Genomic DNA, 23,239 nt, shown 5'->3' on the forward strand with positions numbered 1-23,239 from the left:
ACGATGTCGGCATTCCCCTTGAGTCCAGTGATGGGCCAGATGATGAATCAGCCCCTGCTGATTTCCAGCATTATCGAGTTTGCAGCGCGTCATTATGGGGGCAGCGAAATCATTTCGCGGCGGGTCGAGGGCGATATGCACCGCTATACCTACCGCGATTGCCACCAGCGCGCGCGCCGGCTGGCGAACGCCTTGCATGGCCTCGGTGTCGGCATGGGCGACCGCGTCGCCACCCTGGCCTGGAATGGCTACCGCCACCTGGAAGCGTACTATGCCGTGTCCGGCTCGGGTGCCGTGCTGCACACGATCAATCCGCGCCTGTTTCCCGACCAGATCGCCTATATCTCGAATCATGCGGAAGACCAGGTCTTGCTGTTTGATTTGACCTTTTTGCCCGTGGTGGAAAAGATCGCCGCCGACTGCACCTTCGTCCGCCATTTCGTGCTGATGTGCGACCGCGAACGCATGCCTGCCACCAGCACGATCCCCGATCTGCTGTGCTATGAAGACTTGATCGCCACGCATTCCGACGACTACACGTGGCCCCTGTTCGACGAGAATTCGGCCGCTACCCTGTGCTACACGTCGGGCACGACGGGCAACCCCAAGGGCGCCCTGTATTCGCACCGCTCGACCGTGCTGCACGCGTACGCGTCAGCCATGCCCAGCGCCCTGAACGTGCGCGCTTCGGACACCGTGCTGCCCGTCGTGCCCATGTTCCACGTGAATGCCTGGGGCTTGCCGTATTCCGTGCCCCTGTCCGGCGCGCGCATGGTGTTTCCCGGCGCGGCGCTGGACGGCAAGTCGCTGTACGAACTGTTCGAGGCGGAAAAAGTGACGTTCTCGGCCGGTGTGCCCACTGTCTGGCTGGGCCTGCTCAACCATGCCTTGCAGAATAATCTGCAATTTTCCACCTTCCGCCGCACGGTGATCGGCGGCGCGGCGTGTCCGCCAGCCATGATGGATACCCTGATCGACAAGTTCGACGTGGAAGTCATCCACGCCTGGGGCATGACGGAAATGTCGCCGCTGGGCACGGCCGGCGGCTTGCAGACCAAGCACCTGGACTTGCCGAAGGACGAGCAGCGCAAGATCCTGCAAAAGCAGGGCCATGCGATCTACGGCGTGGACATGAAGATCGTCGACGACGATGGCAAGGAATTACCGTGGGATGGCGTGGCGTATGGCCATCTGCTGGTGAAAGGGCCGTGGATCATTTCCGCGTATTACAAGAATGAGGGAGGCGACGTATTGCAGGATGGCTGGTTCCCCACGGGCGACGTGGCCACCATCGACACGGACGGCGATATGCAGATCACGGACCGCAGCAAGGACGTGATCAAGTCGGGTGGCGAGTGGATCGGCACCATCGACCTGGAAAACCTGGCCATGGCGCACCCGGCCGTGCTGCAGGCGGCTTGCATCGGCGTGTTCCACCCGAAATGGGACGAACGCCCCGTGCTCGTCGTGGTGCTGCGCCCCGGCATGACGGTCACGCGCGAAGCGCTATTGCAATTTTTCGAGGGCAAGATCGCCAAGTGGTGGACACCCGACGACGTGCTGTTTATCGACGCCTTGCCCATGGGCGCCACGGGCAAGATCCAGAAGAACAAGCTGCGCGAGCAGTTCAAGGGGCACCGGCTGCCGGGGATGTAAGCAAGCTAGGCCGCCTGCGGCAGCGCCGCCCCCAGCGTTTCCAGCAGATGGTCGCACTGGAAGACGGACAGGGTCTGGCGCTGCGCATCCGTGCCGATATCGATCATCTCATCCATTTCGCTGCGCAAGTCCTCATGTTCTCCCGTGCGGATGATTTGCGGCGCCGCAAAGCGCTGGCTGTCGGAGATGGTCATGATGTTGTCGACGTGGTCGACGAGAAAGCCGTAGCGCTCGGCGCCCCGTTCCACGATCAATATCTTGCCGGTGCTATCGTCCGGCAAGGCCGGCATCGCGTACAGCTGGCGCAAGTCGATGATGCTGATCATTTGCTGGCGCAGGTTCAGCATGCCCCGCATGCAGGCCGGCATGCCCGGCGGCGTCGTGATGGCGCCGCTGAAATCAATGATTTCGCGTACTTGCCCGATTTCCACGGCGAAGCGGGTTTCCACCGTAAACGTGATGTAGACGCGGCGTTGCGCCTTGTGCGTGGCGGCCGTGTTCGCGTCCGTGTCGGCCGGATACAGGCGCGCGTGGCCGTCGCGCATCTCGATAATTTCCGCCTGCGACAGGATGCCCTTGTGGTCGAGGAAAATGATGTCGCCCAGCCCCTCTTTCGTGATGCAGCCGGCGAACATGGCGGCGCGCGCCTTGCTCAGCAGGGGAATCGGCAGCACTTCGTCGCCAAAGAAATGCACGATGCTGTCGACGGAGTCGACGAGGAAGCCCACGGTCGTGTCCTCGAGGCGCACGACGATGATGCGTTGGTCCAGCGTGGCCGCCGTGCCGGATGCGGGCGCCTGCAGCAGGGCGCCGAAGTCGACGACGGCCACCTGGCTGCCGCGGAAATGCATGCGCCCCAGGCACAGCTCGCTATTCAGCAGGGAGCTGTGCAGTTCCGGCACCCGTATGATTTCCTGGATGGCCAGCATTTCGAAGGCAAACGTGGCGCCGGCCGCGTGGAAGCTGACGCACTGGCGGCGTTCGCTTTGCGCGTGGTAGCGGGCCGTGCTCAGCTTGGCGCCCGTTGCCTGCAGGGCTAGCACATGGGGCACGTTTTCAATGCGCAGCAGGGCGTGCGGGTCGAGCACCTGCAGCAGGCGCGCGCCGCCATCGAGCAGGATCGTGCCGGCGATGACGGCATGGCTGTCGCCGGCCGCATATTGCAGGGCGCTGCGGGCGCTGGCGGGCACGCGCAGGATCTCTCCCGTATCCTGGAAGACGATGCCGATCAGCACTTGCTGGAAATCGAGGATGGCGATCTTGTCCGTGGCCATGGCGCGTGGCGCATCGGCGCGGAACAAGCGGCCCAGGTTGACCACCGGGATGACGCTGCCGCGCAAGGTGAACATGCCTTCCAGATACACGGGCGACAGGGGCAGGGCGGTGACTTTCGCGGGATAGTTCACCACTTCGCGGATGCAGCTGGCGGGCAGGGCGAATTCATCGCCGCCCAGGTGGAAGGAGCCGAACAGTTCGGTGGCCGTGTCGCTTGTGCCCTGCGCTTGCAAGCCCGTCGCTTCATGCATATCCATATGCGCCTTCCTTGCGTGGAATCAATTCAGGTTGCGCCACCACATCGGTGACGGCGTAGCTGTGCCGGGCGCAATCGATCAGCAACTGGCGCCCGTGGCGGCCGCCCAGCGCGCAAAAGCTGACGTGCAAGCCGCACTGGTCCAGGTATTTTTGCGCCGCTTCCGCGTTTTGCCGGCCTATCTGCAGCCGCCCGTTGCGCGGACCAAACATGCTGGCGCCGCCCGCCAGCACCACGTCGATATCGGGGTAATCGGCCTGGCGCACACCCATCAGGCGCAGCAGCGAAGGCACGGCCTGGCTCACATAGCGCGCGCCAAGGGCGCTGTCGGCGCCGGGCGCTTCCGGCAGCAAACAATGGGCCAGGCCGCAGCATGGGCCATTCTTCCAGATGAAGCCGATGCCGATGCAGGAGCCGAGCAAGGCTTGCAGCTGCTCGCCGTGCGTGCCCACGCTCAGTTGGCCCATGCCGACATGGTGCAGCGGCAGGCGATGATCGATGATGATGCTCATGCGGTACCCGCCTTATAAATCATGGGAAACTCGAATTGGTAGCCGGTGCCGAGGCGGGTGATGGTTTCCGATTCGCCCAGGATCAGCCGGCCTTCATCCTTGAGGCTCAGGCGCGCTTGGCGCAGCACGGTTTCCTGGTGTTCGGCATCGAAATAGATGAGCACATTGCGCAGGAACACCAGGTCGAACTGCCGCGCCGGGCGCAGCGCTTCGAGCAGGTTGTGCTGGGCAAAGCTGACATGTTGCCGCAATTCCTCGTTGACCTTGACGCCATACGGTGCTGGCGTGAAATATTTGCGCAGCAAGTCCGGGTGCGACAAGCGGATGCGCTCGACGGAGCGCCCGCTATACTGGCCGGCCCGCGCCGCGCCCAGGATCTGCTGCGAAATATCGCTGGCCAGGATCTGGTAGCGGAAAGACGGCGCTTGCAGCTTGAATTGCTCGCACAGCATGGCGATCGAATACAGCTCCTCGCCGCTGGCGGCCGCTGCCGACCAGATGGCCAGGCAGCCATCCGGATGCGCGCGCGCCCAGGCGGGCAGGTAGCGGTCGCGGAAGTAATCCCAGATCTGCGGCGTGCGGAAGAACAGCGTGTCGTTGGTGGTCACCAGGTCGATGAAATGGGCCACCTCGTCGCGGTCGCTGGCCACGCGCTCCAGGTAAGCCTGGTAGCTGTGCAGGGACAGCGCCTGCAGCCGTGGCTGCAAACGCCGTTCCAGCAAGACGCTCTTGCGCGCCGTCATGGCGATGCCCGTGTGCTGGCGTACCAGCGCGATCAGGGTCGTCAGCACCTCGGGCGTCAAGGTGGCCGCGTGGCTCATCGCCTACACCACGAAGCCGGAGACAGTCTGGTTCAGGCTGCCTGCGCGCTCGTTCAAGCCATCGGTCGAGCGGGCGATGCTGTCGCAGTTGGCGGCCGACTTTTCCGTTTCCTCGGCGATGTACTGGATGGCAGTGGACACTTCGCGCGCCGTCAGCAGCTGCTCGTTGGCCGCCTTCGAGATGTCGGAAATGGCCAGGGTGGTCTTCGCCACGCCCGAGACGATCTTGTCGAAGGCGTCGCTGGCCTGGCGTGAAATCTCGCTGCCTGTCGACACGCGCTTGACGGATTCGTTGATCAGCTTGGAGATTTCCTTGGTCGCCTGCGACGAGCGCTCGGCCAGCTTGCGCACCTCGTCGGCGACGACGGAAAAGCCCAGGCCGTGCTCGCCCGCGCGCGCCGCCTCGATGGCCGCGTTGAAGGCCAGCATGTTGGTCTGGTTGGCGATCTCGCTGATGACCTTGACGATTTCACCGATGTCTTCCGACGAGCGGTTGATCAAGTCCATCGCCTCGATCGACTTGGCGACGGCGCGCGCGCCCGCTTCCGCTTCCTGCTGCGTGGCTTTCGCCAGGGAATCGGCGTTCGAGGTGTTTTCCGCGATGGAATTGATGGAAAACGTCAGGCCGTCGATGGAGGCGTTCATTTCTTCCACCGTGGCGCCCAGCGCCTGCGTGCCCACGGCCACGCCCGTGGCCCGTTCGGCGATGGCGTTCGACGCGTCGGCAAAGCCGTTGGCCGCCGACACCACGTTGCCGATCACGCCGCGCAAGTCGACGATCATCTTGCTGATGCCGCCGGCCAGCAGGTCGATCGGTTCGCTGCCTTCGGGCACGATATTGCAGGTCAGATCGCCTTGCGCCGCGCGCGCCACCGAGTCGAGCAGGGCATTGACCTTGCGGCTGTCGTTGGCGGCCTTGGCCTGGATGCTGTTTTCCAGGTTCACCTGGTCCGTGATGTCGATGGCGAACTTGACCACTTTATACGGTTTGCCGTTCAGGTCCAGGATGGGGTTGTAGGTGGCCTGTATCCACACCACCTTGCCATGGTTGCCCAGCCGCTTGTAGCGGCCCGCGTCGAATTCTCCGCGGTTGAGCTTTTGCCAGAATTTCTTGTACTCGGTGCTGCTGGCATACTCGGGTTCGCAGAACATGCGGTGGTGCTCGCCCTGGATATCGCTCAAGTCGTAGTCCATGACGGCAAGGAAATTGTCGTTGGCGTCCAGCACATTGCCCTGCATGTCGAATTCGATCACGGCCTGCGCCTTGCCGATGGCGCTGACCTTGCCTTCGTATTCGACATTGCGCTTTTTCAGGGCCGTGATGTCGGTAGCGAACTTGATGACTTTATACGGCTTGCCGTCCGCGTCGAGGATGGGATTGTAGGAAGCATTGATCCACACCTCGCGCCCATCCCTGGCGCGGCGCTTGTATTCGCCCTGGTCGAATTCGCCGCGTCCCAGCTTGGCCCAGAAGTTGCTGTATTCGTCCGTTTTGACATACTCGGGGTCGCAGAAGATGGCGTGGTGCTTGCCTTGCACTTCGGCCAGGGTATAGTCGACGACGCGCAGGAAATTGTCATTCGCATGCAGGATGGTGCCGTCAAGCTCGAATTCGATGACGGCCTGGACACGGTTCAATGCAGTATTTATCGCTTGTAAGTCCAGATCCTGCGAGTGGCTGACATGGCTGGCTGCGTCCATAGTATTTCCTTCGGGGTGAGAAGAGGAATGGGGGCAATAATGCTGCATTTATTATTTTTTCCGCTATCGGTTTAAGGCAGGGATTAAGGCGGCGATGTTATTGCATTGCCGGCATCTGGTGATAATCGGTGAGAATGTGCGCGATCAACGGCCGCCAGTGTTCGTCCTGCGGTTTGCCTTTAGTAGATAAATTGTAGAGTATTGATTTGAATCAACAATTTTATTATTCCCCAGCGTCTGGCGAAAAACAAGGGGCGGGAATAAATAATGTAAAAACTGTCGTAATTGCCCCATGTCGGCATATAACAAACCCATTCTTTTACATAATAAAACGTTGTTATTATTATTGTTATTTTATTATTTAAATGAATATCCAAGTGATAGCTTCTACAAGAGCTTGCCGCTTGCAGCAGAATCTTTCCGCAAACGATGTTGTACCATGGCGTAGCATGCTGGCGCCGGGTGCGCCACGACAAAAATAATACGAGCGTTCTTTTATGCGGTATAGTGAAGCTTCATCCCTTGCAACCACCTCATCGCTGAGCAAAAATCAATAAGGAAGAGACATGAGTGCTGAATATCAAGTGAACGGCGCCGTTGCCGTCATTACCCTGGCCAACCCGCCCGTCAATGGCCTGGGCCTGGCGACGCGCACGGCCGCCGTGGCCGGCATCCGCCAGGCGCTGGCCGACGAGACCGTCAAAGCCATCGTCATCACGGGCGCCGGCAAGGCCTTTTCGGGCGGCGCCGATATCAAGGAATTCAATTCGCCCAAAGCGCTCACGGAACCGACTCTGCACACCCTGATCAACGTCGTAGAGCAATCGACCAAGCCGGTCGTGGCGGCCATCCACAGCGTTTGCATGGGTGGCGGCCTGGAGCTGGCGCTCGGTTGCAACTACCGCGTGGCCGCACCGGGCGCGCAGATGGCCTTGCCGGAAGTCAAACTCGGCATCTTGCCGGGCGCGGGCGGCACGCAGCGCCTGCCGCGAGTGCTGGGCCTGGAAATGGCCCTGAACATGATCGTCTCGGGCACGCCCGTCGCGTCCGAAAAACTGGCCGGCACGGCCCTGTTCGACGAAGTCATCGCGCCTGGCGCCGATTTGCTGGCCGCCGCCGTGGCCTTCGCCACGAAAGTGGCCGACGTGCGTCCGCTGCCGAAGGTGCGCGAGCGCAAGGTCGACTACCCGAACCACGAAGCGTTCTTGCAGTTTTCGCGCAATACCGTCAAAGCCATGTCCGGCCCGTTCCCCGCACCGCTGAAATGCGTCGATGCCGTGGCGGCCGCCGTGACGATGAAATTCGACGACGGCTTGAAGTACGAGCGCGAACTGTTCATGCAGCTGGTGCAGTCGCCCGAATCTAAAGCCCTGCGCCACGCCTTCTTTGCCGAGCGTGTCGCCAGCAAGGTGCCCGACGTGCCGTCCGACACGCCAGTGCGCGCGATCTCCAGCGCGGCCATCGTCGGCGCCGGTACCATGGGCGGCGGCATCGCCATGAACTTCGCCAACGCGGGCATCCCCGTCATCTTGCTGGAAACCAAACAGGAAGCGCTGGACAAGGGCCTGGCCACAATCCGCAAGAATTACGAGAACACGGTCAAGAAGGGCAAGCTGACGCAGGAGAAGGCCGAGCAGCGCATCGCGCTCGTTTCCGGCACCTTGGCCTATGCGGACATTGCGCAAGCCGACATCGTCATCGAAGCCGTCTTCGAAGAGCTGGGCGTCAAGGAAACCGTCTTCAAACAGCTCGATGCCGTCATGAAGCCGGGCGCCATACTCGCCTCGAACACATCGACTTTGGACCTGGACAAGATCGCCGCGTTCACCAAACGCCCGCAAGACGTCATCGGCACGCATTTCTTCAGCCCCGCGAACGTCATGAAACTGCTGGAAATCGTGCGCGGCAAGGAAACGGGCAAGGACGTGCTGGCCACCGCGCTGGCGCTGTCGAAAAAGCTGAAGAAGACAGGTGTCGTCTCGGGCGTGTGCGACGGCTTCATCGGCAACCGCATGATCGAGCAATACAGCCGCCAAGCCGGTTTCCTGCTGGAAGAAGGCTGCCTGCCGGAACAGGTCGACAAGGCGGTCGAGAAATTCGGCTTCGCCATGGGCCCGTTCCGCATGGGCGACCTGGCCGGCAATGACATCGGCTGGGCCATCCGCAAGCGCCGCTACGTGGAAAAACCGGACGTCACGTATTCGAAGACGGCCGACCTGCTGTGCGAACTGGGGCGCTATGGCCAGAAGACGGGCGCCGGCTGGTACGACTACAAGCCGGGCGACCGCAAGGCGTATCCGTCGGAGCAGGTCAACGCCATGATCATCCAGCACTCCGCCGACATCGGCGTGGCGCGGCGCAAGATCAGCGACCAGGAAATCGTCGAACGGCTCGTGTATGCGCTCGTCAATGAAGGCGCGCGCATCCTGGAAGAGGGCATCGCCTTGCGTGCCTCGGACATCGACATGGTGTATTTGACGGGCTACGGCTTCCCGCTGTTCCGCGGCGGCCCGATGTTCTATGCGGACACGGTCGGCTTGCCGAACGTGCTCGACACGATTGCCGGCTACGCCAAGGGCCGCCACGGCGAAGCGTGGACGCCGGCGCCGCTGCTGGTGAAGCTGGCGGGCGAGGGCAAGGGGTTTAATAGCTAAGCCGACGCCAACAATATTGTCGGATTACGCGCGGCTTTGCCGCGCTAATTCGACCTACGCCTCTACGAGGGCTCAAGAGCCGGGTAGATCGGATTAGCGCGCAAGCGCGTAATCCGACACCACCACGGACGCCAGCAAGCATGTTTACTTCTTCTTCGCCACCATCTTGACCGCCTCGTTGACGATGACGGGGTTGTCTTTCTGGATGTAATAGCCGGCGCCCGTGATGCGCTCGATGGCGGGTGCGCCGGACAGGCGCTGCCAATCCTTTTCCTGGGCCCGCACCACGTTCTCGAACGAACCCATTTCCTCGATGCCGAACTTGTCGCGCACCAGAAGCATGGCGGGCACGCGCAGCGGGCTGCTCATGTCGACGTGCTGCAGGCACTGCGTCTGGGCATCGAATTCGGTCGATTCCGTACTGTTGAACATGAGTTTACGCCGCGTTTTGACGAGCATGGCGTAAGTGGACGCGTCCGTCTGCAGGCGGTTCCACTGCTGCGGGTGCGTGGGATCGAGCAGGACCAGCCCGGCCACGTCCTGCGGGTACAACCTGGCATACACATACTGGTACAGCCCGCCCAAGCCATGGCCGACGAGCACATACGGCGGCTTCAGGCCCGCTTGCGTCAGCAGGGCCCGCTGCTGGGCGGCGATGGTGCAGGGATCGCGCGGCGTGGTGGTTTTCTGGCTGTCGCCGTAGCCGGGGCGGTCGTACACGAGCACGCGGTGCTGCTTGGCCACTTCGGGCACGACCTTGGCCCACACATCCTTGCCGTCGCCCATGGCCGACTGGAAGACCACGGGCAAGCCGTTCTGGCCGCTCAGGGTATAGGCGATGCTGGCGTCGGGCAGGGCCGCGGTGGCGGGAATACCTGGCGTGACTGGCGTGGATGGCAACAGGGAGCAGCCGGAAAAACAGCCAGCCAGCAGCAAGCCGGCGCTGGAGAGGAGCATGGTGCGCGCGGGGCGGCCGACGAATAGATGATGCATGAATCTCCTTCTTTGTTCACGGACCGGTATGGCGTGCCAGCCATTATAGGCAAATCGTCCCGAAGTGGAAATGCCGAACAGAGCCGGGTTTCCCGTCCTGTCAGCCGGCGTCGGCGCGATGGCAGACGGCTTCGATGCGGTTGCCGTCCGGATCGAACAAAAAGGCCGCGTAATAACTGGCGTGATAGTGGCGCAGTCCGGGCGCGCCCAAGTCGATGCCGCCATGCGCCAGACCCGCCTGCCAGAACGCTTCCACGGCCGCGCGCGAGGAAGCCTTGAAGCAGCAATGGCGGCGCGGCGCGTCGTCGGGCTGCGGGCCCAGTCGCACGGAAAAGTAGCTGCGCTCAGGATGCTGCGCGTCGCTGCGCTCGCCGTAGCCTATCCAGGCGTTGGCGTGGTCGCTGCCCACCTTGGGCACGTCCAGCGCGGCGAAGACGGCGTCGTAGAAGCGCTCGGCGCGTTCCAGGTCGCTGACGGTTAGGGAAACGTGATCGAGCATGGGCACTCCGCAGTAAAGAAGACGGCTATAGCATAGCCCGGATCAGGGCGGCCGTGGGCGGGAGTGACCGAGTGGTACTGCCGGCGGACGACTGCCGGTCAAGCGCTGCTGGCGAGCCGGGCCACGATGTTGCGGCTCATCAGCTGCACGCGGGGGGCGAACAGCATCACGGCGCAGAAGGCCACGGGCCAGGCGGCAAAGAAGGCATGGCGCCAGCGGGGCAGGAAATCGGCCTGCAGGCCGATATTGAGCCAGGTGACCCAGGCGCTCATCAGCAGGGTCATGAGCAGCGACATCAGGAAGGCAAATACGCAGCGCAAACGCAGGGCTTCGGACATGGAGCACTTTCAAATGGTGAAGATATGGCAGCGTAACAACTTGCAGCAATCTATACTAGAGCCATATTTTTAATTTCAAATTCCGAAAATGCAATCATGCTCGACGAATCATGCTTGATGATTTAGCCCTGTTTGTCTCCATTGTCGAGGCGGGCAGCCTGCATGCGGCGGCCGTCAAGGAAGACTTGCCCGCCGCTACCGTCACGCGCCGGCTGCAAAAGCTGGAAAGCCAGCTCGGCTACCGCTTGCTCAACCGCAGCGCGCGCCGCCTGCAGCCGACGGCGGAAGGCTGGCAATACTATGAGCAGTGCCGTCCCTTGGTACACGCCTTGCGGCAAGCGACGCAGCAGCTCGACGCCAGCCTGTCGGCCGTCTCGGGCAGCATCCGCGTCTTGGCGCCCGTCAACTTCGCCAGCGGCTTGCTGACGCCGGCCTGGGTCAGCTTCATGCAGCAGTACCCGGACATCCGCCTGGAACTGGAGCTGTCGAACCTGCTGCAAGACCTGGTGGGCAGCGGCGCCGACCTGGCCATCCGCGTTGGCGCGCTCGACGATTCCTCGCTGATGCAGCGCCGGCTGGGCAGCGCTTCGCTGGTGATGGTGGCCGCGCCAGCCTACCTGGCGCGCGCCGGCGTGCCGCGCGACTTGCAGGAACTGGAAAAGCACGAGCTGATCGTGGCCGAGCCGCTGCGCAGCTGGCGCTTGCGCCGGCCCGGCGACGGCGCCGAAATGGTGATCGAACCGCAGGCGCGCCTGCGCGTCAATGAAATGCGCCTGGCCGTGGAGATGGCCGACGCAGGCATCGGCATCCTGCTGTGTCCACTGCTGCAATGCCGCGACGAAGTGGCCAGCGGCAGCCTCGTGCGCGTCCTGCCCGACTGGATGCCGCAGCCGCGCCACGTGTATGCCGTGTGGACGCAGCGGCGCTACCTGCCGGCCCGCGTGCGCGTGCTGCTCGAGCACCTGGCGGCGTTCGCGGCCGGCAATCCGCTGTTGAACGAGGATGCCAGCGCCGGTCAGCTCGTTGCGCCGGGAATCCTTTCCATTTAGTAATACCGAGCGCTTGTACTTTCCGCCGGGATCGCGTTAAGATAAAGCTGCTTGCTTATCCAGCGGGCAATCTGGTGTTTTTTCGCGCAATCCCGTCCCTATCCATGAGAGTAGCAATGAAATATCTGATCGTTCCCTTCTTGCTGGCGATGACCGGCTGCGAAGTACTGTATGACGCGAACCGGGACAAGATCGGCGAGTATTGCAACAGCCTCAATAATTTCGACGACCGCAATGCCTGCCGCAAGCGCAACCAGACCAGCTACCAGGAATACGTGCAGCAGCGCGACCAGCTGAAAAAGGGCAAGAGCGACAAGTAAGCTTGCAAGCACATAAAAAAACGCCGCTGACCAGTCAGCGGCGTTTTGCTTTGCGGGCCCCGGCCTTGCGGCCGGGGCTTGCGCCGTATCAGTCGTCGGCGTAGATATTGTTGTCCTTCGTTTCCTTGACGAACAGGGTGCCGATCACGACAGTCGCCAGGGCGACGACGATCGGATACCACAGGCCGTAATAGATATCGCCCTTGAAAGCCACCAGCGCGAAGGCTGTGGTCGGCAGCAAGCCGCCGAACCAGCCGTTACCGATATGGTAGGGCAGGGACATCGAGGTGTAACGGATACGCGTCGGGAACATTTCCACCAGCATGGCGGCGATCGGGCCGTACACCATGGTCACGTACAGCACCAGGATGAACAGCAGCAAGACGACCATCGGCTTGTTGATCTGGTCCGGGTCGGCTTTCGCAGGGTAGCCCGCTTCCTTGATGCCGGCGCCCAGTTCTTTCTTCAGCGCCACTTCTTTGGCCTTGCTGTCCGCATCGAAGTTCAGGCCGTCCGGCGTCATGACGGCGTTAAACGACGTGAATTCCTTCGTGCCGATGCGTACCTTGGCGATGCTGCCGGCCGGTGCGTCTTCCTTCGTGTAGTTCACCGAGCTGTTCGACAGGAAGCCGGTGGCGATGTCGCACGACGATGGGAATTTCTTCGTGCCCGTCATGTTGAACTGGAAGTGGCAGGAAGCGGGATCGGCCACGACCACCACTGGCGAGTTCTTCAGAGCCGCTTCCAGCTGCGGGTTGGCGAAGTGGGTCAGGCCGTTGAAGATCGGGAAGTAGGTGGCCGCGGCGATCAGGCAGCCGCCGAGGATGATGTACTTGCGGCCGATGCGGTCGGACAGGCTGCCGAAGAACAGGAAGAACGGCGTGGCCAGCAGCAGGGCGATGGCGACGAGCACGTTGGCCGTTGCCAGGTCCACTTTCAGGGTCTGGATCATGAAGAACAGGGCGTAGAACTGGCCCGTGTACCAGACGACAGCCTGGCCGGCGGTCAGGCCGATCAGGGCCAGGATGACGATCTTCAGGTTTTTCCACTGGCCGAATGCTTCCGTCAGCGGGGCTTTCGAGGTCTTGCCCTCGGCCTTCATCTTGGAAAACGCCGGCGATTCATTCATGGCCAGGCGGATCCACACGGAAATACCGAGCAGGATGACGGAGACGAGGAAGGGAATGCGCCAGCCCCACGCTTCGAAATCCTTCTCGCCGGTCGCCAGGCGGGTGCCCAGGATGACCATCAGCGACAGGAAGAAGCCCAAAGTTGCCGTCGTTTGTATCCACGCCGTGAACGCGCCGCGCTTGCCTTCAGGCGCGTGCTCGGCCACATAGGTGGCTGCGCCGCCATATTCGCCGCCCAGCGCCAGGCCTTGCAGGATGCGCAGGAAGACGAGGATGATCGGCGCGGCGATGCCGATGGACGCGTGGCCCGGCAGCAAGCCGACGATGAAGGTGGAGCCGCCCATGATCAGAATGGTGATCAGGAAGGTGTACTTGCGGCCGATCATGTCGCCCAGGCGGCCGAAGACCAGCGCGCCGAATGGACGCACGATGAAGCCGGCGGCGAAGGCCAGCAGCGCGAAGATGAAGGTGGTGGTGGGGTCGCCGATGAAGAATTGCTTGGCGATGATGGAAGCGAGCGAACCGTACAGATAAAAATCGTACCATTCAAAAACGGTGCCGAGCGAGGACGCAAAGATGACCTTGCGTTCCTCGGGCGTAATCGGCGTTCCCTTGGTCGAAGTTTTCCGTACGTCGGCCGAGCCGGATGGTGATGCCATGGTTTGTCTCCCTATGTTTTATAGTGAACTGGTGCCGCGGTCTTTTTGACCATTCTTGCAACAGCTGGAGGCGAGTGTGTTCTCCGAACCTTACGTCATGCTTGCTTGAAACTTACACCAAGCTTACAAATCGAAGTCCGGCAGAACTTTGCGAACGACCGTACTTAAATGTGCTATTCTCATTCCGCAGATACCCCACCCAATAATATCCCCACAAGGAGACACAGCATGAATGAAGCCGTCATCGTATCGACCGCCCGCACGGGCCTGGCCAAGTCCTGGAAAGGCGCGTTCAACATGACGCATGGCGCCACCCTGGGCGGCCACGTGCTGGCGGCCGCCGTCGAGCGCGCGCGCATCGAGGCGGAGGAAGTGGAAGACGTGCTGGTCGGCTGCGCCTTTCCCGAAGGCGCGACAGGCGGCAATATCGCGCGCCAGGTGGCCTTGCGCGGCGGCTGCCCCGTGACGACGGCCGGCATGACCGTCAACCGTTTCTGCTCGTCGGGTTTGCAGGCCATCGCCCTGGCCGCGCAGCGTATCATCGCCGGCGAAGGCGATATCTATGCGGCGGGCGGCGTGGAATCGATTTCCTGTGTGCAAAACGAAATGAATACGCATATGTACCGCGAGGTCTGGCTGCAGCAGCACAAGCCGGAACTGTACTGGCCCATGCTGCAGACGGCCGAAACCGTGGCCAAGCGTTACCAGATTTCGCGCGAGCGCCAGGATGCCTACGGCGCGCAAAGCCAGCAGCGCGCAGCAAGCGCCCTGGCAGCCGGCCTGTTCGACGCGGAAATCGTGCCGATGACCACCATCATGGGCGTGGCCGACAAGGCCAGCGGCATGCTCGTGTCGCGCGAAGTGACGATTGCCGCCGACGAAGGGATCCGTGCCGACACGACGTATGACGGCGTGGCGAAGATCCGCCCGGCAATTCCTGGCGGCGTCATCAGCGCAGGCAATGCCAGCCAGTTTTCCGATGGCGCGTCCATGGCCATCGTCATGAATGCGAAAGTGGCCGAAGCGAAAGGCTTGCAGCCGTTGGGCATCTTCCGCGGCTTTGCCGTGGCCGGCTGCGAACCCGATGAAATGGGCATCGGCCCCGTCTACGCGATTCCGAAACTGCTGAAAAAGGCGGGCTTGACTGTCGCCGACATCGGCCTGTGGGAACTCAACGAAGCGTTTGCCGTGCAAGTGCTGTATTGCGCCGATACCCTGGGCATTCCCATGGACCGCCTGAACGTCAACGGCGGCGCGATCGCCGTCGGCCACCCGTACGGCGTGTCGGGTGCCCGCCTGACGGGCCACGCCTTGATCGAAGGCAAGCGCCGCGGCGTCAAATACGTGGTCGTGACCATGTGCATCGGCGGCGGGCAGGGCGCTGCAGGGCTGTTCGAAGTGCTGTGATGTTTGCGTGAACCCGGTCTGCGGGCGGCTTCCAGAGCCGCCCGTTTGCATTGCGCGCCCGGTTCCTGCAAGGCGCGCCGATAGCGGTTACAGTAATGCTTCATTAATAAACAAGCAGCCTGCCACCATGATCAAGCACATCGTTTTCTGGAAACTCAAAGACCAAGCCGAAGGCGCCGACCGCGCCACGAACGCCTTGAAACTCAAGGCTCTGCTCGATTCCTGTTCCGGCCTGGTGCCCGGCATCCTGAAATTCGAAGCCGCCGTGGCCCAGCCGGGCCTGGAAGCGACCTACGACATCGTCCTGTACAGCGAGTTCGCCAGCCGCGAAGCGCTCGATGCTTACCAGAACCATCCCGAGCACGTGAAAATCAAGCCGTTCTTTGGGGCGGTGCGCGAAGCGCGGCAATGTATGGACTACGAAGTGTAGTGACACCGAACCAAACCTACTGCGCGTCGGTATAGGCGGCCTGCGATGCTCACCGTACTAGAGTACGGTTGCGCGTCTCGACCACCTCTCCCTTCCGCTCGCTACGGTTTTGTTCGGTGTCGTGAATATCAATAGTAGTCATCAACTTTATTGACAGGAGCATTCATGACCACCTACCAACGCATCGTCCTCGCCTCGCGCCCCGCCTCCAATGAGGAAGTCCAGCCGGCACATTTTCGCCTGGAAACTCAAGAGATTCCCGCCATCACGGATGGCCAGTTGCTGGTGCGTAACCAGTACCTGTCGCTCGACCCTTACATGCGCGGGCGCATGAGTGCCAATAAAAGCTATGCGGCACCGCAGGCGCTTGATGAAACGATGATCGGCGGCACGGTGGGCGTGGTGCTTGAGTCGAAGCATCCGAAGTTCGCCGTGGGCGACATGGTCGTGGGTACCCTGGGCTGGACGGAAGTGGCTGTATCGGATGGGACGATGCTGCGCAAGGTCGACACGACACACATTCCTGCATCCGCCTACCTCGGTTCCGTCGGCATGCCGGGCATGACGGCCTGGTATGGCTTGAACCAGATCATGGCGCCGAAGTCGGGTGAAACCGTGGTCGTGTCGGCCGCCAGCGGCGCCGTGGGCAGCGTCGTGGGCCAACTGGCGAAATTGAAAGGTTGCCGGGTCGTCGGCATCGCGGGCGGAGCGGAAAAATGCCGCTATGTTGTCGAGGAACTGGGTTTCGATGCCTGCGTCGACTACAAAGCGGGCAATCTCGAGGCCGATTTGGCGGCGGCGACGCCGGACGGCATCGACGCCATCTTTGAAAACGTGGGCGGCGCCATCTTCGATGCGGCGCTGGCGCGTACCAATGCGTTTGGCCGCGTGGCCGTGTGCGGCTGGATCGCCGGCTACAACGGCGAACCGACGCCGCTCGACAATGCGCGCCTGATCCTCACCAACCGCCTGACCGTGCGCGGCTTTATCGTTTCCGAGCAGCCGGAATTCTGGCCGCAGGGACTGGCGGAACTGGGTTCCCTGGTGGCGACGGGCAAGCTGAAATTCCGCGAATCCGTGGCCGATGGCCTGGCCAGCGCGCCGGAAGCCTTCATCGGCCTCTTAAAAGGGCGCAACTTCGGCAAGCAGCTGGTGAAGTTGTAAGCGGGCTGTTTTGAAATGACCGAGCGCGCCGCCAGTTCCTTGCCCGGCTGCGCCCGGTAGCACAGCAATGCTTTCAATAGATCGGCAGCGTGAAATCCTCGTCGATCCTGCGCGCCCTGGTCTTGGCGTTCGCTTGCAACAGCGTCTGGATCAATGCGCTGCCGACGCACCGTTGCAACAGATGCGCGATGGCTATGCCGAGCCGCGTCCGCACGTGCATGAGCCGGATGAGACGAGGGCTGAGCTCCTGCTGTGTACGCTCGGCATACGGGCGAAGGATGCGTTCGTATGCCTGGAAAGCCTGGGTGTGGGTCGCGCACCTCTTGATTTCCCCTGCCAGCACGTAGGCCCCCACCAACGCCAGCGCCGTGCCTTTGCCCGTGAATGGCGTCGGGCAGTGCGCCGCATCGCCCAGCAAGACCAGCCGGCCTTTTGACCAGGTCGATGCTTGCACCTGGCTCATCGGTCCGAAGTAGAAGTCCTGGACGGTATCCAGCTCGGCGATGATACGATCGGCCACCTTGCCCCGGCCTGCCAGCGCCGCACGCAGCATTTCGCGCGGCGACGGCGCCGTCGGACTCCGCACGCCAGGCTCAGCGGCTGGAAAGGTCATCAGCACGGTAGTTTCCGTCAAGCCACCTGGCCTGAGATTGATCATCGTACCGCCTATGCCGTTGACGGAGCAGGCCCAGAAGTCGTCTTCCGGCCGCCGGGGAATGTTGAAAAACGCCATGTAGGCGCCGAGGTAACGCATGCGCGTTTCAGCGGCCAGCACCAGGTCTCTGGTCGGCGAGCTCACGCCGTCGGCGCAGATCACCAGCGCGAAGTCCTCTGCCGTGCCATTGGCAAAGGTTGCCCGCACACCATTTTCAATCTCTTCAACGCGGCTGACGGACGTGCCAAAACGGTATTCGCAAGTGCCGCGGGTCGCATCGAACAAAATACGGGCGAAATCGCCGCGCAGGATTTCGAAATCGCAGGTCAGTCCACCGATACTACCTTTGGGAAAAACAGCCACCACCTTGCCGGCCGCGTCGAGCCACTTCTGTCCGCATTCCAGCGTGTCGCGTGCCTCGACCTGTTCCTTCAAACCCATGCGCTTGATGACCTGCTGCGCGGCGTCCTTCACATCGACGTTCTGCCCGCCGACCCTGAGCGCGCCGGCCTTTTCGACGAGCACCACGGAGTAGCCGTACCTGGTCAGCCACCAGGCACACGCAGGGCCGGCGATGCCGCCGCCGCAGATCAGGATTTTCTTCGTTTGTTCCATATGACAGCTTTCGTGGTTGTGATGTCAGCGCCCATCTTAGGCGCGCCACGTGTTGGTCACAATGAGCCAACAGGCCATGTTATATTGAATTCTTGCCACTGATTCTGACCCTTGAAAGGTGCCCGATGCCTGTTTTCAGCGACGATTCGTCCAGCGACTGGGAAGACCCAGACTGCGTGCCAAGGCCGGTGGTCACGCTTGGCGCCGTTGGCCGCGAGATGGATAGCCGTCAGGAGAAGGATTTTCATCACCATCGAAAAGGCCAATTCCTGCTCTGGATGCGCGGCGTGCTCACCTGCGAGGTCGACGGCGGCTTCTGGCTGGTGCCGCCGGGGAGCGCCATTTGGGTACCCGGCGGCACACAACATCGAATGGATGGGGCCGGCACGGTCGATTGTTATGTCGTGTATGTCGACCCTGCGGTGGACGACGCCTTGTCGCGGGAATGCTGCACCTTGTCGACCACGCCGCTGCTGCGTGAATTGGTGATCCGTTCAGCGGCATTGCCGATGCGCTATGAAGAGGGCGGCATGGCGTCACGACTGATGACACTGCTTCTCGACGAAATGGCGCTGGCGCAGCCCGGCCAGGTTCATCTTCCCCTGACGACAGACAAGCGGTTACGCAAACTGGTCGAGTGGATCATGGCCCGTCCGTCCGATCCAGGCAACATCGAATCGTGGGCGCAGCGGATAGGCATCAGTGCGCGCACGCTGTCACGCCTGGTGTCTCGGGAAACCGGCATGAGTTTCGGACGCTGGCGCAGGCAACTGCATATCCTGCTCGCCTTGCAATGGATGGCCAGGGGCGCCACGGTCCAGCATGTCGCAGAGGGCCTGGGCTACGAGAACGCAAGCAATTTTGTCGTCATGTTTCGCAAGGTACTCGGTGAAACGCCTGGACGTTACCTGAAATCGAACGCTTGAGCCGCACGGCCTGCCAAGGCGTGGCAGGCCGTGCGACAATGGCGGCCTGATTCTTTCTACCGTACACCATGACCAAGCACACCATCCGCCTCGGCGACTGGGCCACCCTGGGCCCTGACGCTACCGCCATCCGTTTTGAAGTCTTTGTCGATGAACAGAAAGTGCCGGCCGAGATCGAACTCGACGACATGGACGCCGTCTGCCTGCACGCCGTTGCCTATGACGCCGTCGGCAACGCCATCGGCACGGGCCGGCTATTGCCAGACGGCCACATCGGCCGCATGGCCGTGCGCCATCCGGGCCGCGGCACGGGCGTGGGCGGTGCCATTTTGACCTTGCTGATGGAGAAAGCCCGCGAGCGCGGCGATGCAGCGGTGGTCTTGAATGCGCAAACCGTGGCCGCGCCATTCTATGCGCGCCACGGTTTCGTGCAGCAGGGGGAACAATTTGAAGAGGCGGGGATTGCGCATGTGGAGATGCGCTTGCAGTTTTAAGTGCTGGGGTCAGACCCCCGATAACGTTGGCGCAGAGCTTTGCGTTAGCGGTGTTGAGGGTCTGACCCCGGATTTTAATTTTGCGCGTGCGACTGGCGCCATTTGTCAAGGATCACCGCCAGCACGATCACGACACCCTTGGCCACATACTGCCAGAACGACGACAGACCCAAAATCGTCAAGCCATTGTTCATCACGCCGATGATCAGGGCGCCGATGACGGTGCCCCAGACGGAGCCCACGCCGCCCATCAGGCTCGTGCCGCCGAGCACGACGGCCGCAATCGCATCAAGCTCATAGCCCGTGCCCCAGTTGCCGTTGGCCGCATACAGACGGCTGGCCGACATGGCGCCGCCCAGGCCGGCGAACAGGCCGCTGATCGTGTAGACAAACATCAGGACGAGGCCAACCTTGATGCCGGTCAAACGTGCCGCCTGGATATTTCCGCCGACAGCGTAGATATGCAGGCCCAGTGTCGTTTTGCGCAGGATGAACCAGGTCAGCAGCACCACGGCCGCGGCCAGCCAGATCAGCCAGGGCACGGCCAGGAAGCTGCCGTTGCCCATCCATTCAAAGCTAGGGATTTCCGTGTTCAGCACGCTGGTGCCGTCCGCCAGCAGGTAGGCGGCGCCGCGCAGGGCCGTCATGGTGCCCAAAGTCACCACGAAGGGATTCAGGCCGACGAGAGCGACCAGCACGCCGTTCAACGCGCCCAGCAGCAGGCCGACGATGAGGAAGGTGGGGATCGAAAAGCCGGCGAACTGGGCCGACAAGGACATCAGCATGCCTGCCACGGCCGAGACGGCCAGCACGGAACCGACGGACAGATCGATGCCGCTGGTCAGAATGACGAAAGTCATGCCGGATGCCAGCACGATGTTGATCGACACCTGGCGGAAGATGTTCATGGTGTTATTGCTGGTCATGAACGTCGACGTGCCGTCGGCAGAGAAATACACGGTCAGGCCATACATGGCCAGGTACAGCACCACCAGCACGGGCAGCATGCCCAGGCGGCGCATCAGGTTCGAGGCATTGAAGGGTTCGCCGGCGCGCGCGGCGCCGCTGGTGGTACTCGTTGTCATGGTTTATCTCCTGAATGATTATGCTAATGCGTATTTTTATGCCGCTTCCAGATGGGTGGCATAGGCAAGGATTTTTTCCTGCGTGATATCGTCGCCCGTGACTTCGCCCGTCATGCGTCCTTCGCACATCACCATCACGCGGTCGCAGATGCCGACCAGCTCGGCCAGTTCGCTGGAAATGCACAGCACGGCCGTGCCCGCGTCCGCCAGTTGGTGGATGATCTTGTAGATTTCGCTCTTCGCGCCCACGTCCACGCCGCGCGTCGGTTCGTCGAGGATCAGCACTTTCGGGGCGATGGCCAGCCAGCGCGCCAGCAAGACTTTCTGCTGGTTGCCGCCGGACAGGCCGCCGACGATGCCGTCCGGTCCCGACACTTTCACGTTGAGGTTGGCAATCGCCTCGCGCGTCAGCTGGGTCAGGGCGCCACGGTTGACGACGCCCGCCGTCGCATGCTTGGACAGGATATTCATCGACATGTTTTCCATGGCCGACAATTGCATGAACAGGCCCAGGCTCTTGCGGTCTTCGGGCAGGTAGCCGATGCCGTGGCGGATGGCTGCCAGCGGCCGGTGGATGTGCACTTCCTGGCCGTCGAGCCACACTTGCCCCGTTTGCTTCTTGTCCGCGCCAAAGATCAGGCGCGCCAGTTCCGTGCGGCCCGCGCCGACGAGGCCGGCAAGACCCGTCACCTCGCCCGCATGCAGGGTGAACGAGGCAGGCTTGACCTTGCCGCCGCCCACGTTTTCCACGCGCAAGCGTTCGGCGCCGCGCGTGGTGCGCCGCTGGTGCGAATAAAAGTCGTCGGCGGGGCGGCCCACCATCATTTGCACGACTTTCTTTTGATCGAGTTCATCCTTGCCCAGCTCGCCCACATAGGCGCCGTCGCGCAGCACCGTGATGCGGCGCGCCAGGCGCTCCACCTCGGCCATGCGGTGGCTGATGTACAGCACGGCCAGGCCCTTGTCGCGCTGCTCTTCGATGATGCGGAATAATTGTTCTGTTTCCCGGTCGGACAGGGCGGCAGTGGGCTCGTCCATGATCAGGATGCGGCTTTCGTGCACGAGGGCGCGGGCGATTTCCACCTGCTGCTGCTCGGCGATCGACAGCGTCGAGACCATGGTGTCGGCATCGAAACGGGAACCGAGGTCGGCCAGGATGGCGTTCGTGCGCGCACGCATCTCGCCGGCCTTGACGGTAAAGAACGGTCCCTTCGGCTCGCTGCCCATGAAGACGTTCTGCGCCACCGTCATGTTCTTGGCCACGCTCAGTTCCTGGTAGATCAGGTTGATGCCGAGCGCGCGTGCCTCGCCCGGGTTGCGGATGCGGATCGGCTTGCCGTCGAGAATGATCTCGCCCGCGTCCGGCGTGTACACGCCCGATAAAATCTTCATCAAGGTACTCTTGCCGGCGCCATTTTCGCCCATCACGGCATGGATTTCGCCGCTGCGCACCGTCAGGTGCACGCCGCGCAGCGCGCGCGTGGCGCCAAAGCGCTTCTCGATGCCGCGCATTTCAAAAATAATATTGTCGCTCATGACTGTCCTTCCTTGCTTTTGAAACTGTTGCCCGCCCTTGGCCCGGGGCCGGGGCGGGCAACACGTGGTTCAGGTCAGGCAGATCAGTTCTTTACCCAGCCCGTGTAGGTGGCGACGTTTTCCTTGGTGATGGCCGGGGTCGGCAACAGCACCATCGTTTGTTTCGGCGTGCGGCCGTTCATGATGTCGTAGCCCATCTGCACGGCGTCGGTGGCCATGCGGTACGGGTTTTGCGCCGAGGTGGCGGCAAACAGGCCGGTCTTGTTTTTCAGGGCGTTCTGGCCATCGGGCGCGCCATCGACAGCCGTGATCAGTTTGACGTCCGTGCGCTTCGCTTGCTTGATCGCCAATTCGGCGCCGATGCCGGTCGGATCGTTGATGGCGAACACGCCGTCGATCTTCGGATAGGCCGTCAGCAAGTTCGACATCACGGTCATGCCGCCGTCGCGGCTGCCGCCCGCGTTCTGGTTGTCGGACAGGATCTTGATATCCTTGAACGCGGCCAGGGTTTTCTTGCAGCCATTGACGCGGTCGATCACGGACGTGACCGGCGGGCCGTTGAGGATCACGACATTGCCCTTGCCGCCGATCTGCTTGGCCAGGTAGGCGCACGACACGTCTCCCGCCATGGTGTTGTCGGACATCACGGTGGCCGAAGCGCCCACGGCGCCCACGTCGACGGCGATCACGACCACGCCCGCATTGCGCGCTTTCTTGATGGCTGGGGCGATGCCCTTGGAATCGACGGCGTTCAGGATGATGATGTCGGTCTTGTTGGCAATAAAGTTTTCAATCTGGTCCACCTGGGTGTTCAGGTCATACTTGCTGGACACCGTGGTGACTTTCACGCCAGGGCCGCCCAGTTTTTTCGCGCTTTCTTCCGCGCCGCGGCCGATGGCGACAAAAAACGGGTTGGCCAGGTCGCCCACGCTCACGCCGATGGATTTCAGCGGTTTGTCAGCGGCGAAAGCGCCACAGGCGGCGGACAGCAACAGGGAGGCGGTAATGACTTTTTTCATGAGGATCTCCAAGGGTTTTTATTGTGAAAAACAAACGGTGCTACG

The 23,239-nt window shown here is 62.1% G+C and carries 21 protein-coding genes; 9 read left to right on the plus strand and 12 right to left on the minus strand.

Annotation, left to right across the window (positions count from 1 at the left end; translation table 11 throughout):
- Window positions 1–3 precede the first annotated feature (3 nt).
- A complete protein-coding gene (locus SKZ59_RS09765; RefSeq protein ID WP_319991564.1) occupies window positions 4–1,656 on the plus strand; it encodes a 3-(methylthio)propionyl-CoA ligase in 1,653 nt (550 codons plus the stop codon).
- Window positions 1,657–1,661: 5 nt separating this feature from the next.
- Here the strand turns inward: SKZ59_RS09765 and SKZ59_RS09770 are convergent, their stop codons facing one another.
- From SKZ59_RS09770 to SKZ59_RS09785, 4 genes are read right to left on the minus strand one after another with little or no spacing between them, the layout of a single operon-like run.
- Entirely contained in the window at window positions 1,662–3,188 is a 1,527-nt protein-coding gene (locus tag SKZ59_RS09770; protein ID WP_319991565.1) for a chemotaxis protein CheW, read from the minus strand.
- Window positions 3,175–3,699, minus strand: a complete 525-nt coding sequence (locus SKZ59_RS09775; RefSeq protein WP_051991744.1) for a chemotaxis protein CheD — start codon at window positions 3,697–3,699, stop codon at window positions 3,175–3,177. The genes SKZ59_RS09770 and SKZ59_RS09775 overlap by 14 nt, the downstream gene beginning before the upstream one ends.
- Window positions 3,696–4,520, minus strand: coding sequence for a protein-glutamate O-methyltransferase CheR (locus tag SKZ59_RS09780; RefSeq protein WP_319991566.1), 825 nt, complete (start codon window positions 4,518–4,520; stop codon window positions 3,696–3,698). Before SKZ59_RS09780 ends, SKZ59_RS09775 begins: the two co-directional genes overlap by 4 nt.
- Before the next feature lie 3 nt (window positions 4,521–4,523).
- Window positions 4,524–6,221, minus strand: coding sequence for a PAS domain-containing methyl-accepting chemotaxis protein (locus SKZ59_RS09785; protein ID WP_319991567.1), 1,698 nt, complete (start codon window positions 6,219–6,221; stop codon window positions 4,524–4,526).
- 566 nt (window positions 6,222–6,787) lie between these two features.
- On the opposite strand from SKZ59_RS09785, the gene SKZ59_RS09790 reads away from it, so the two are divergent.
- Complete coding sequence (locus SKZ59_RS09790; protein ID WP_319991568.1) at window positions 6,788–8,875, plus strand: 3-hydroxyacyl-CoA dehydrogenase NAD-binding domain-containing protein; 2,088 nt, start codon at window positions 6,788–6,790, stop codon at window positions 8,873–8,875.
- Between the two features lie 144 nt (window positions 8,876–9,019).
- Here the strand turns inward: SKZ59_RS09790 and SKZ59_RS09795 are convergent, their stop codons facing one another.
- The 3 genes from SKZ59_RS09795 to SKZ59_RS09805 form a co-directional block, all read right to left on the minus strand.
- Complete coding sequence (locus SKZ59_RS09795) at window positions 9,020–9,868, minus strand: alpha/beta hydrolase (protein WP_319991569.1); 849 nt, start codon at window positions 9,866–9,868, stop codon at window positions 9,020–9,022.
- A gap of 100 nt (window positions 9,869–9,968) precedes the next feature.
- A complete protein-coding gene (locus SKZ59_RS09800; RefSeq protein WP_219328978.1) occupies window positions 9,969–10,367 on the minus strand; it encodes a VOC family protein in 399 nt (132 codons plus the stop codon).
- 98 nt (window positions 10,368–10,465) lie between these two features.
- Window positions 10,466–10,705, minus strand: a complete 240-nt coding sequence (locus tag SKZ59_RS09805) for a DUF2798 domain-containing protein (protein WP_070302497.1) — start codon at window positions 10,703–10,705, stop codon at window positions 10,466–10,468.
- A gap of 110 nt (window positions 10,706–10,815) precedes the next feature.
- On the opposite strand from SKZ59_RS09805, the gene SKZ59_RS09810 reads away from it, so the two are divergent.
- The gene (locus SKZ59_RS09810; protein WP_319991570.1) at window positions 10,816–11,754 is read left to right on the plus strand and encodes a LysR family transcriptional regulator; all 939 of its coding nucleotides are present in this window, start codon (window positions 10,816–10,818) and stop codon (window positions 11,752–11,754) included.
- Between the two features lie 116 nt (window positions 11,755–11,870).
- The gene (locus tag SKZ59_RS09815; protein ID WP_070302494.1) at window positions 11,871–12,074 is read left to right on the plus strand and encodes a hypothetical protein; all 204 of its coding nucleotides are present in this window, start codon (window positions 11,871–11,873) and stop codon (window positions 12,072–12,074) included.
- 88 nt (window positions 12,075–12,162) lie between these two features.
- On the opposite strand, the gene SKZ59_RS09820 is transcribed toward SKZ59_RS09815, so the two are convergent.
- Window positions 12,163–13,863, minus strand: a complete 1,701-nt coding sequence (locus SKZ59_RS09820) for an MFS transporter (RefSeq protein WP_034756115.1) — start codon at window positions 13,861–13,863, stop codon at window positions 12,163–12,165.
- Between the two features lie 228 nt (window positions 13,864–14,091).
- Between SKZ59_RS09820 and SKZ59_RS09825 the strand changes: the two genes are divergently transcribed.
- From SKZ59_RS09825 to SKZ59_RS09835, 3 genes are all read left to right on the plus strand, one after another.
- The gene (locus SKZ59_RS09825) at window positions 14,092–15,270 is read left to right on the plus strand and encodes an acetyl-CoA C-acyltransferase (RefSeq protein WP_034756118.1); all 1,179 of its coding nucleotides are present in this window, start codon (window positions 14,092–14,094) and stop codon (window positions 15,268–15,270) included.
- A 127-nt stretch (window positions 15,271–15,397) separates the two neighbouring features.
- Window positions 15,398–15,700: a Dabb family protein gene (locus SKZ59_RS09830; protein ID WP_219328980.1), complete on the plus strand. Its 303-nt coding sequence runs from the start codon at window positions 15,398–15,400 to the stop codon at window positions 15,698–15,700.
- A 165-nt stretch (window positions 15,701–15,865) separates the two neighbouring features.
- Window positions 15,866–16,864, plus strand: a complete 999-nt coding sequence (locus SKZ59_RS09835) for an NADP-dependent oxidoreductase (protein ID WP_319991572.1) — start codon at window positions 15,866–15,868, stop codon at window positions 16,862–16,864.
- A 73-nt stretch (window positions 16,865–16,937) separates the two neighbouring features.
- On the opposite strand, the gene SKZ59_RS09840 is transcribed toward SKZ59_RS09835, so the two are convergent.
- On the minus strand, window positions 16,938–18,134 hold the full coding sequence (locus tag SKZ59_RS09840; protein ID WP_319991573.1) for an FAD-dependent monooxygenase: 1,197 nt from the start codon (window positions 18,132–18,134) through the stop codon (window positions 16,938–16,940).
- 125 nt (window positions 18,135–18,259) lie between these two features.
- Between SKZ59_RS09840 and SKZ59_RS09845 the strand changes: the two genes are divergently transcribed.
- Entirely contained in the window at window positions 18,260–19,060 is an 801-nt protein-coding gene (locus tag SKZ59_RS09845; RefSeq protein ID WP_319991574.1) for a helix-turn-helix transcriptional regulator, read from the plus strand.
- A 68-nt stretch (window positions 19,061–19,128) separates the two neighbouring features.
- Window positions 19,129–19,554 (plus strand): GNAT family N-acetyltransferase, encoded by a 426-nt coding sequence (locus tag SKZ59_RS09850; protein WP_072453544.1) that lies wholly within the window; start codon window positions 19,129–19,131, stop codon window positions 19,552–19,554.
- A gap of 74 nt (window positions 19,555–19,628) precedes the next feature.
- Here SKZ59_RS09850 and SKZ59_RS09855 read toward each other — a convergent pair whose 3' ends face one another.
- From SKZ59_RS09855 to SKZ59_RS09865, 3 genes are all read right to left on the minus strand, one after another.
- Window positions 19,629–20,639, minus strand: a complete 1,011-nt coding sequence (locus SKZ59_RS09855) for an ABC transporter permease subunit (protein WP_034756126.1) — start codon at window positions 20,637–20,639, stop codon at window positions 19,629–19,631.
- A 36-nt stretch (window positions 20,640–20,675) separates the two neighbouring features.
- Window positions 20,676–22,175, minus strand: a complete 1,500-nt coding sequence (locus SKZ59_RS09860; protein ID WP_319991575.1) for a sugar ABC transporter ATP-binding protein — start codon at window positions 22,173–22,175, stop codon at window positions 20,676–20,678.
- 83 nt (window positions 22,176–22,258) lie between these two features.
- Complete coding sequence (locus SKZ59_RS09865) at window positions 22,259–23,194, minus strand: ABC transporter substrate-binding protein (RefSeq protein WP_319991576.1); 936 nt, start codon at window positions 23,192–23,194, stop codon at window positions 22,259–22,261.
- Window positions 23,195–23,239: the final 45 nt, after the last annotated feature.

This window comes from Janthinobacterium sp. GMG2 (assembly GCF_033949445.1).
Classification (GTDB): domain Bacteria; phylum Pseudomonadota; class Gammaproteobacteria; order Burkholderiales; family Burkholderiaceae_D; genus Janthinobacterium; species Janthinobacterium aestuarii.

Excerpts from the sequence above, each read along its gene's own strand:
- SKZ59_RS09765 (WP_319991564.1), top strand. The coding sequence starts at position 4 with ATGTCGGCATTCCCCTTGAGTCCAGTGATGGGCCAGATGATGAATCAG.
- SKZ59_RS09770 (WP_319991565.1), bottom strand. The coding sequence starts at position 3,188 with ATGGATATGCATGAAGCGACGGGCTTGCAAGCGCAGGGCACAAGCGAC.
- SKZ59_RS09775 (WP_051991744.1), bottom strand. The coding sequence starts at position 3,699 with ATGAGCATCATCATCGATCATCGCCTGCCGCTGCACCATGTCGGCATG.
- SKZ59_RS09780 (WP_319991566.1), bottom strand. The coding sequence starts at position 4,520 with ATGAGCCACGCGGCCACCTTGACGCCCGAGGTGCTGACGACCCTGATC.
- SKZ59_RS09785 (WP_319991567.1), bottom strand. The coding sequence starts at position 6,221 with ATGGACGCAGCCAGCCATGTCAGCCACTCGCAGGATCTGGACTTACAA.
- SKZ59_RS09790 (WP_319991568.1), top strand. The coding sequence starts at position 6,788 with ATGAGTGCTGAATATCAAGTGAACGGCGCCGTTGCCGTCATTACCCTG.
- SKZ59_RS09795 (WP_319991569.1), bottom strand. The coding sequence starts at position 9,868 with ATGCATCATCTATTCGTCGGCCGCCCCGCGCGCACCATGCTCCTCTCC.
- SKZ59_RS09800 (WP_219328978.1), bottom strand. The coding sequence starts at position 10,367 with ATGCTCGATCACGTTTCCCTAACCGTCAGCGACCTGGAACGCGCCGAG.
- SKZ59_RS09805 (WP_070302497.1), bottom strand. The coding sequence starts at position 10,705 with ATGTCCGAAGCCCTGCGTTTGCGCTGCGTATTTGCCTTCCTGATGTCG.
- SKZ59_RS09810 (WP_319991570.1), top strand. The coding sequence starts at position 10,816 with ATGCTTGATGATTTAGCCCTGTTTGTCTCCATTGTCGAGGCGGGCAGC.
- SKZ59_RS09815 (WP_070302494.1), top strand. The coding sequence starts at position 11,871 with ATGAAATATCTGATCGTTCCCTTCTTGCTGGCGATGACCGGCTGCGAA.
- SKZ59_RS09820 (WP_034756115.1), bottom strand. The coding sequence starts at position 13,863 with ATGGCATCACCATCCGGCTCGGCCGACGTACGGAAAACTTCGACCAAG.
- SKZ59_RS09825 (WP_034756118.1), top strand. The coding sequence starts at position 14,092 with ATGAATGAAGCCGTCATCGTATCGACCGCCCGCACGGGCCTGGCCAAG.
- SKZ59_RS09830 (WP_219328980.1), top strand. The coding sequence starts at position 15,398 with ATGATCAAGCACATCGTTTTCTGGAAACTCAAAGACCAAGCCGAAGGC.
- SKZ59_RS09835 (WP_319991572.1), top strand. The coding sequence starts at position 15,866 with ATGACCACCTACCAACGCATCGTCCTCGCCTCGCGCCCCGCCTCCAAT.
- SKZ59_RS09840 (WP_319991573.1), bottom strand. The coding sequence starts at position 18,134 with ATGGAACAAACGAAGAAAATCCTGATCTGCGGCGGCGGCATCGCCGGC.
- SKZ59_RS09845 (WP_319991574.1), top strand. The coding sequence starts at position 18,260 with ATGCCTGTTTTCAGCGACGATTCGTCCAGCGACTGGGAAGACCCAGAC.
- SKZ59_RS09850 (WP_072453544.1), top strand. The coding sequence starts at position 19,129 with ATGACCAAGCACACCATCCGCCTCGGCGACTGGGCCACCCTGGGCCCT.
- SKZ59_RS09855 (WP_034756126.1), bottom strand. The coding sequence starts at position 20,639 with ATGACAACGAGTACCACCAGCGGCGCCGCGCGCGCCGGCGAACCCTTC.
- SKZ59_RS09860 (WP_319991575.1), bottom strand. The coding sequence starts at position 22,175 with ATGAGCGACAATATTATTTTTGAAATGCGCGGCATCGAGAAGCGCTTT.
- SKZ59_RS09865 (WP_319991576.1), bottom strand. The coding sequence starts at position 23,194 with ATGAAAAAAGTCATTACCGCCTCCCTGTTGCTGTCCGCCGCCTGTGGC.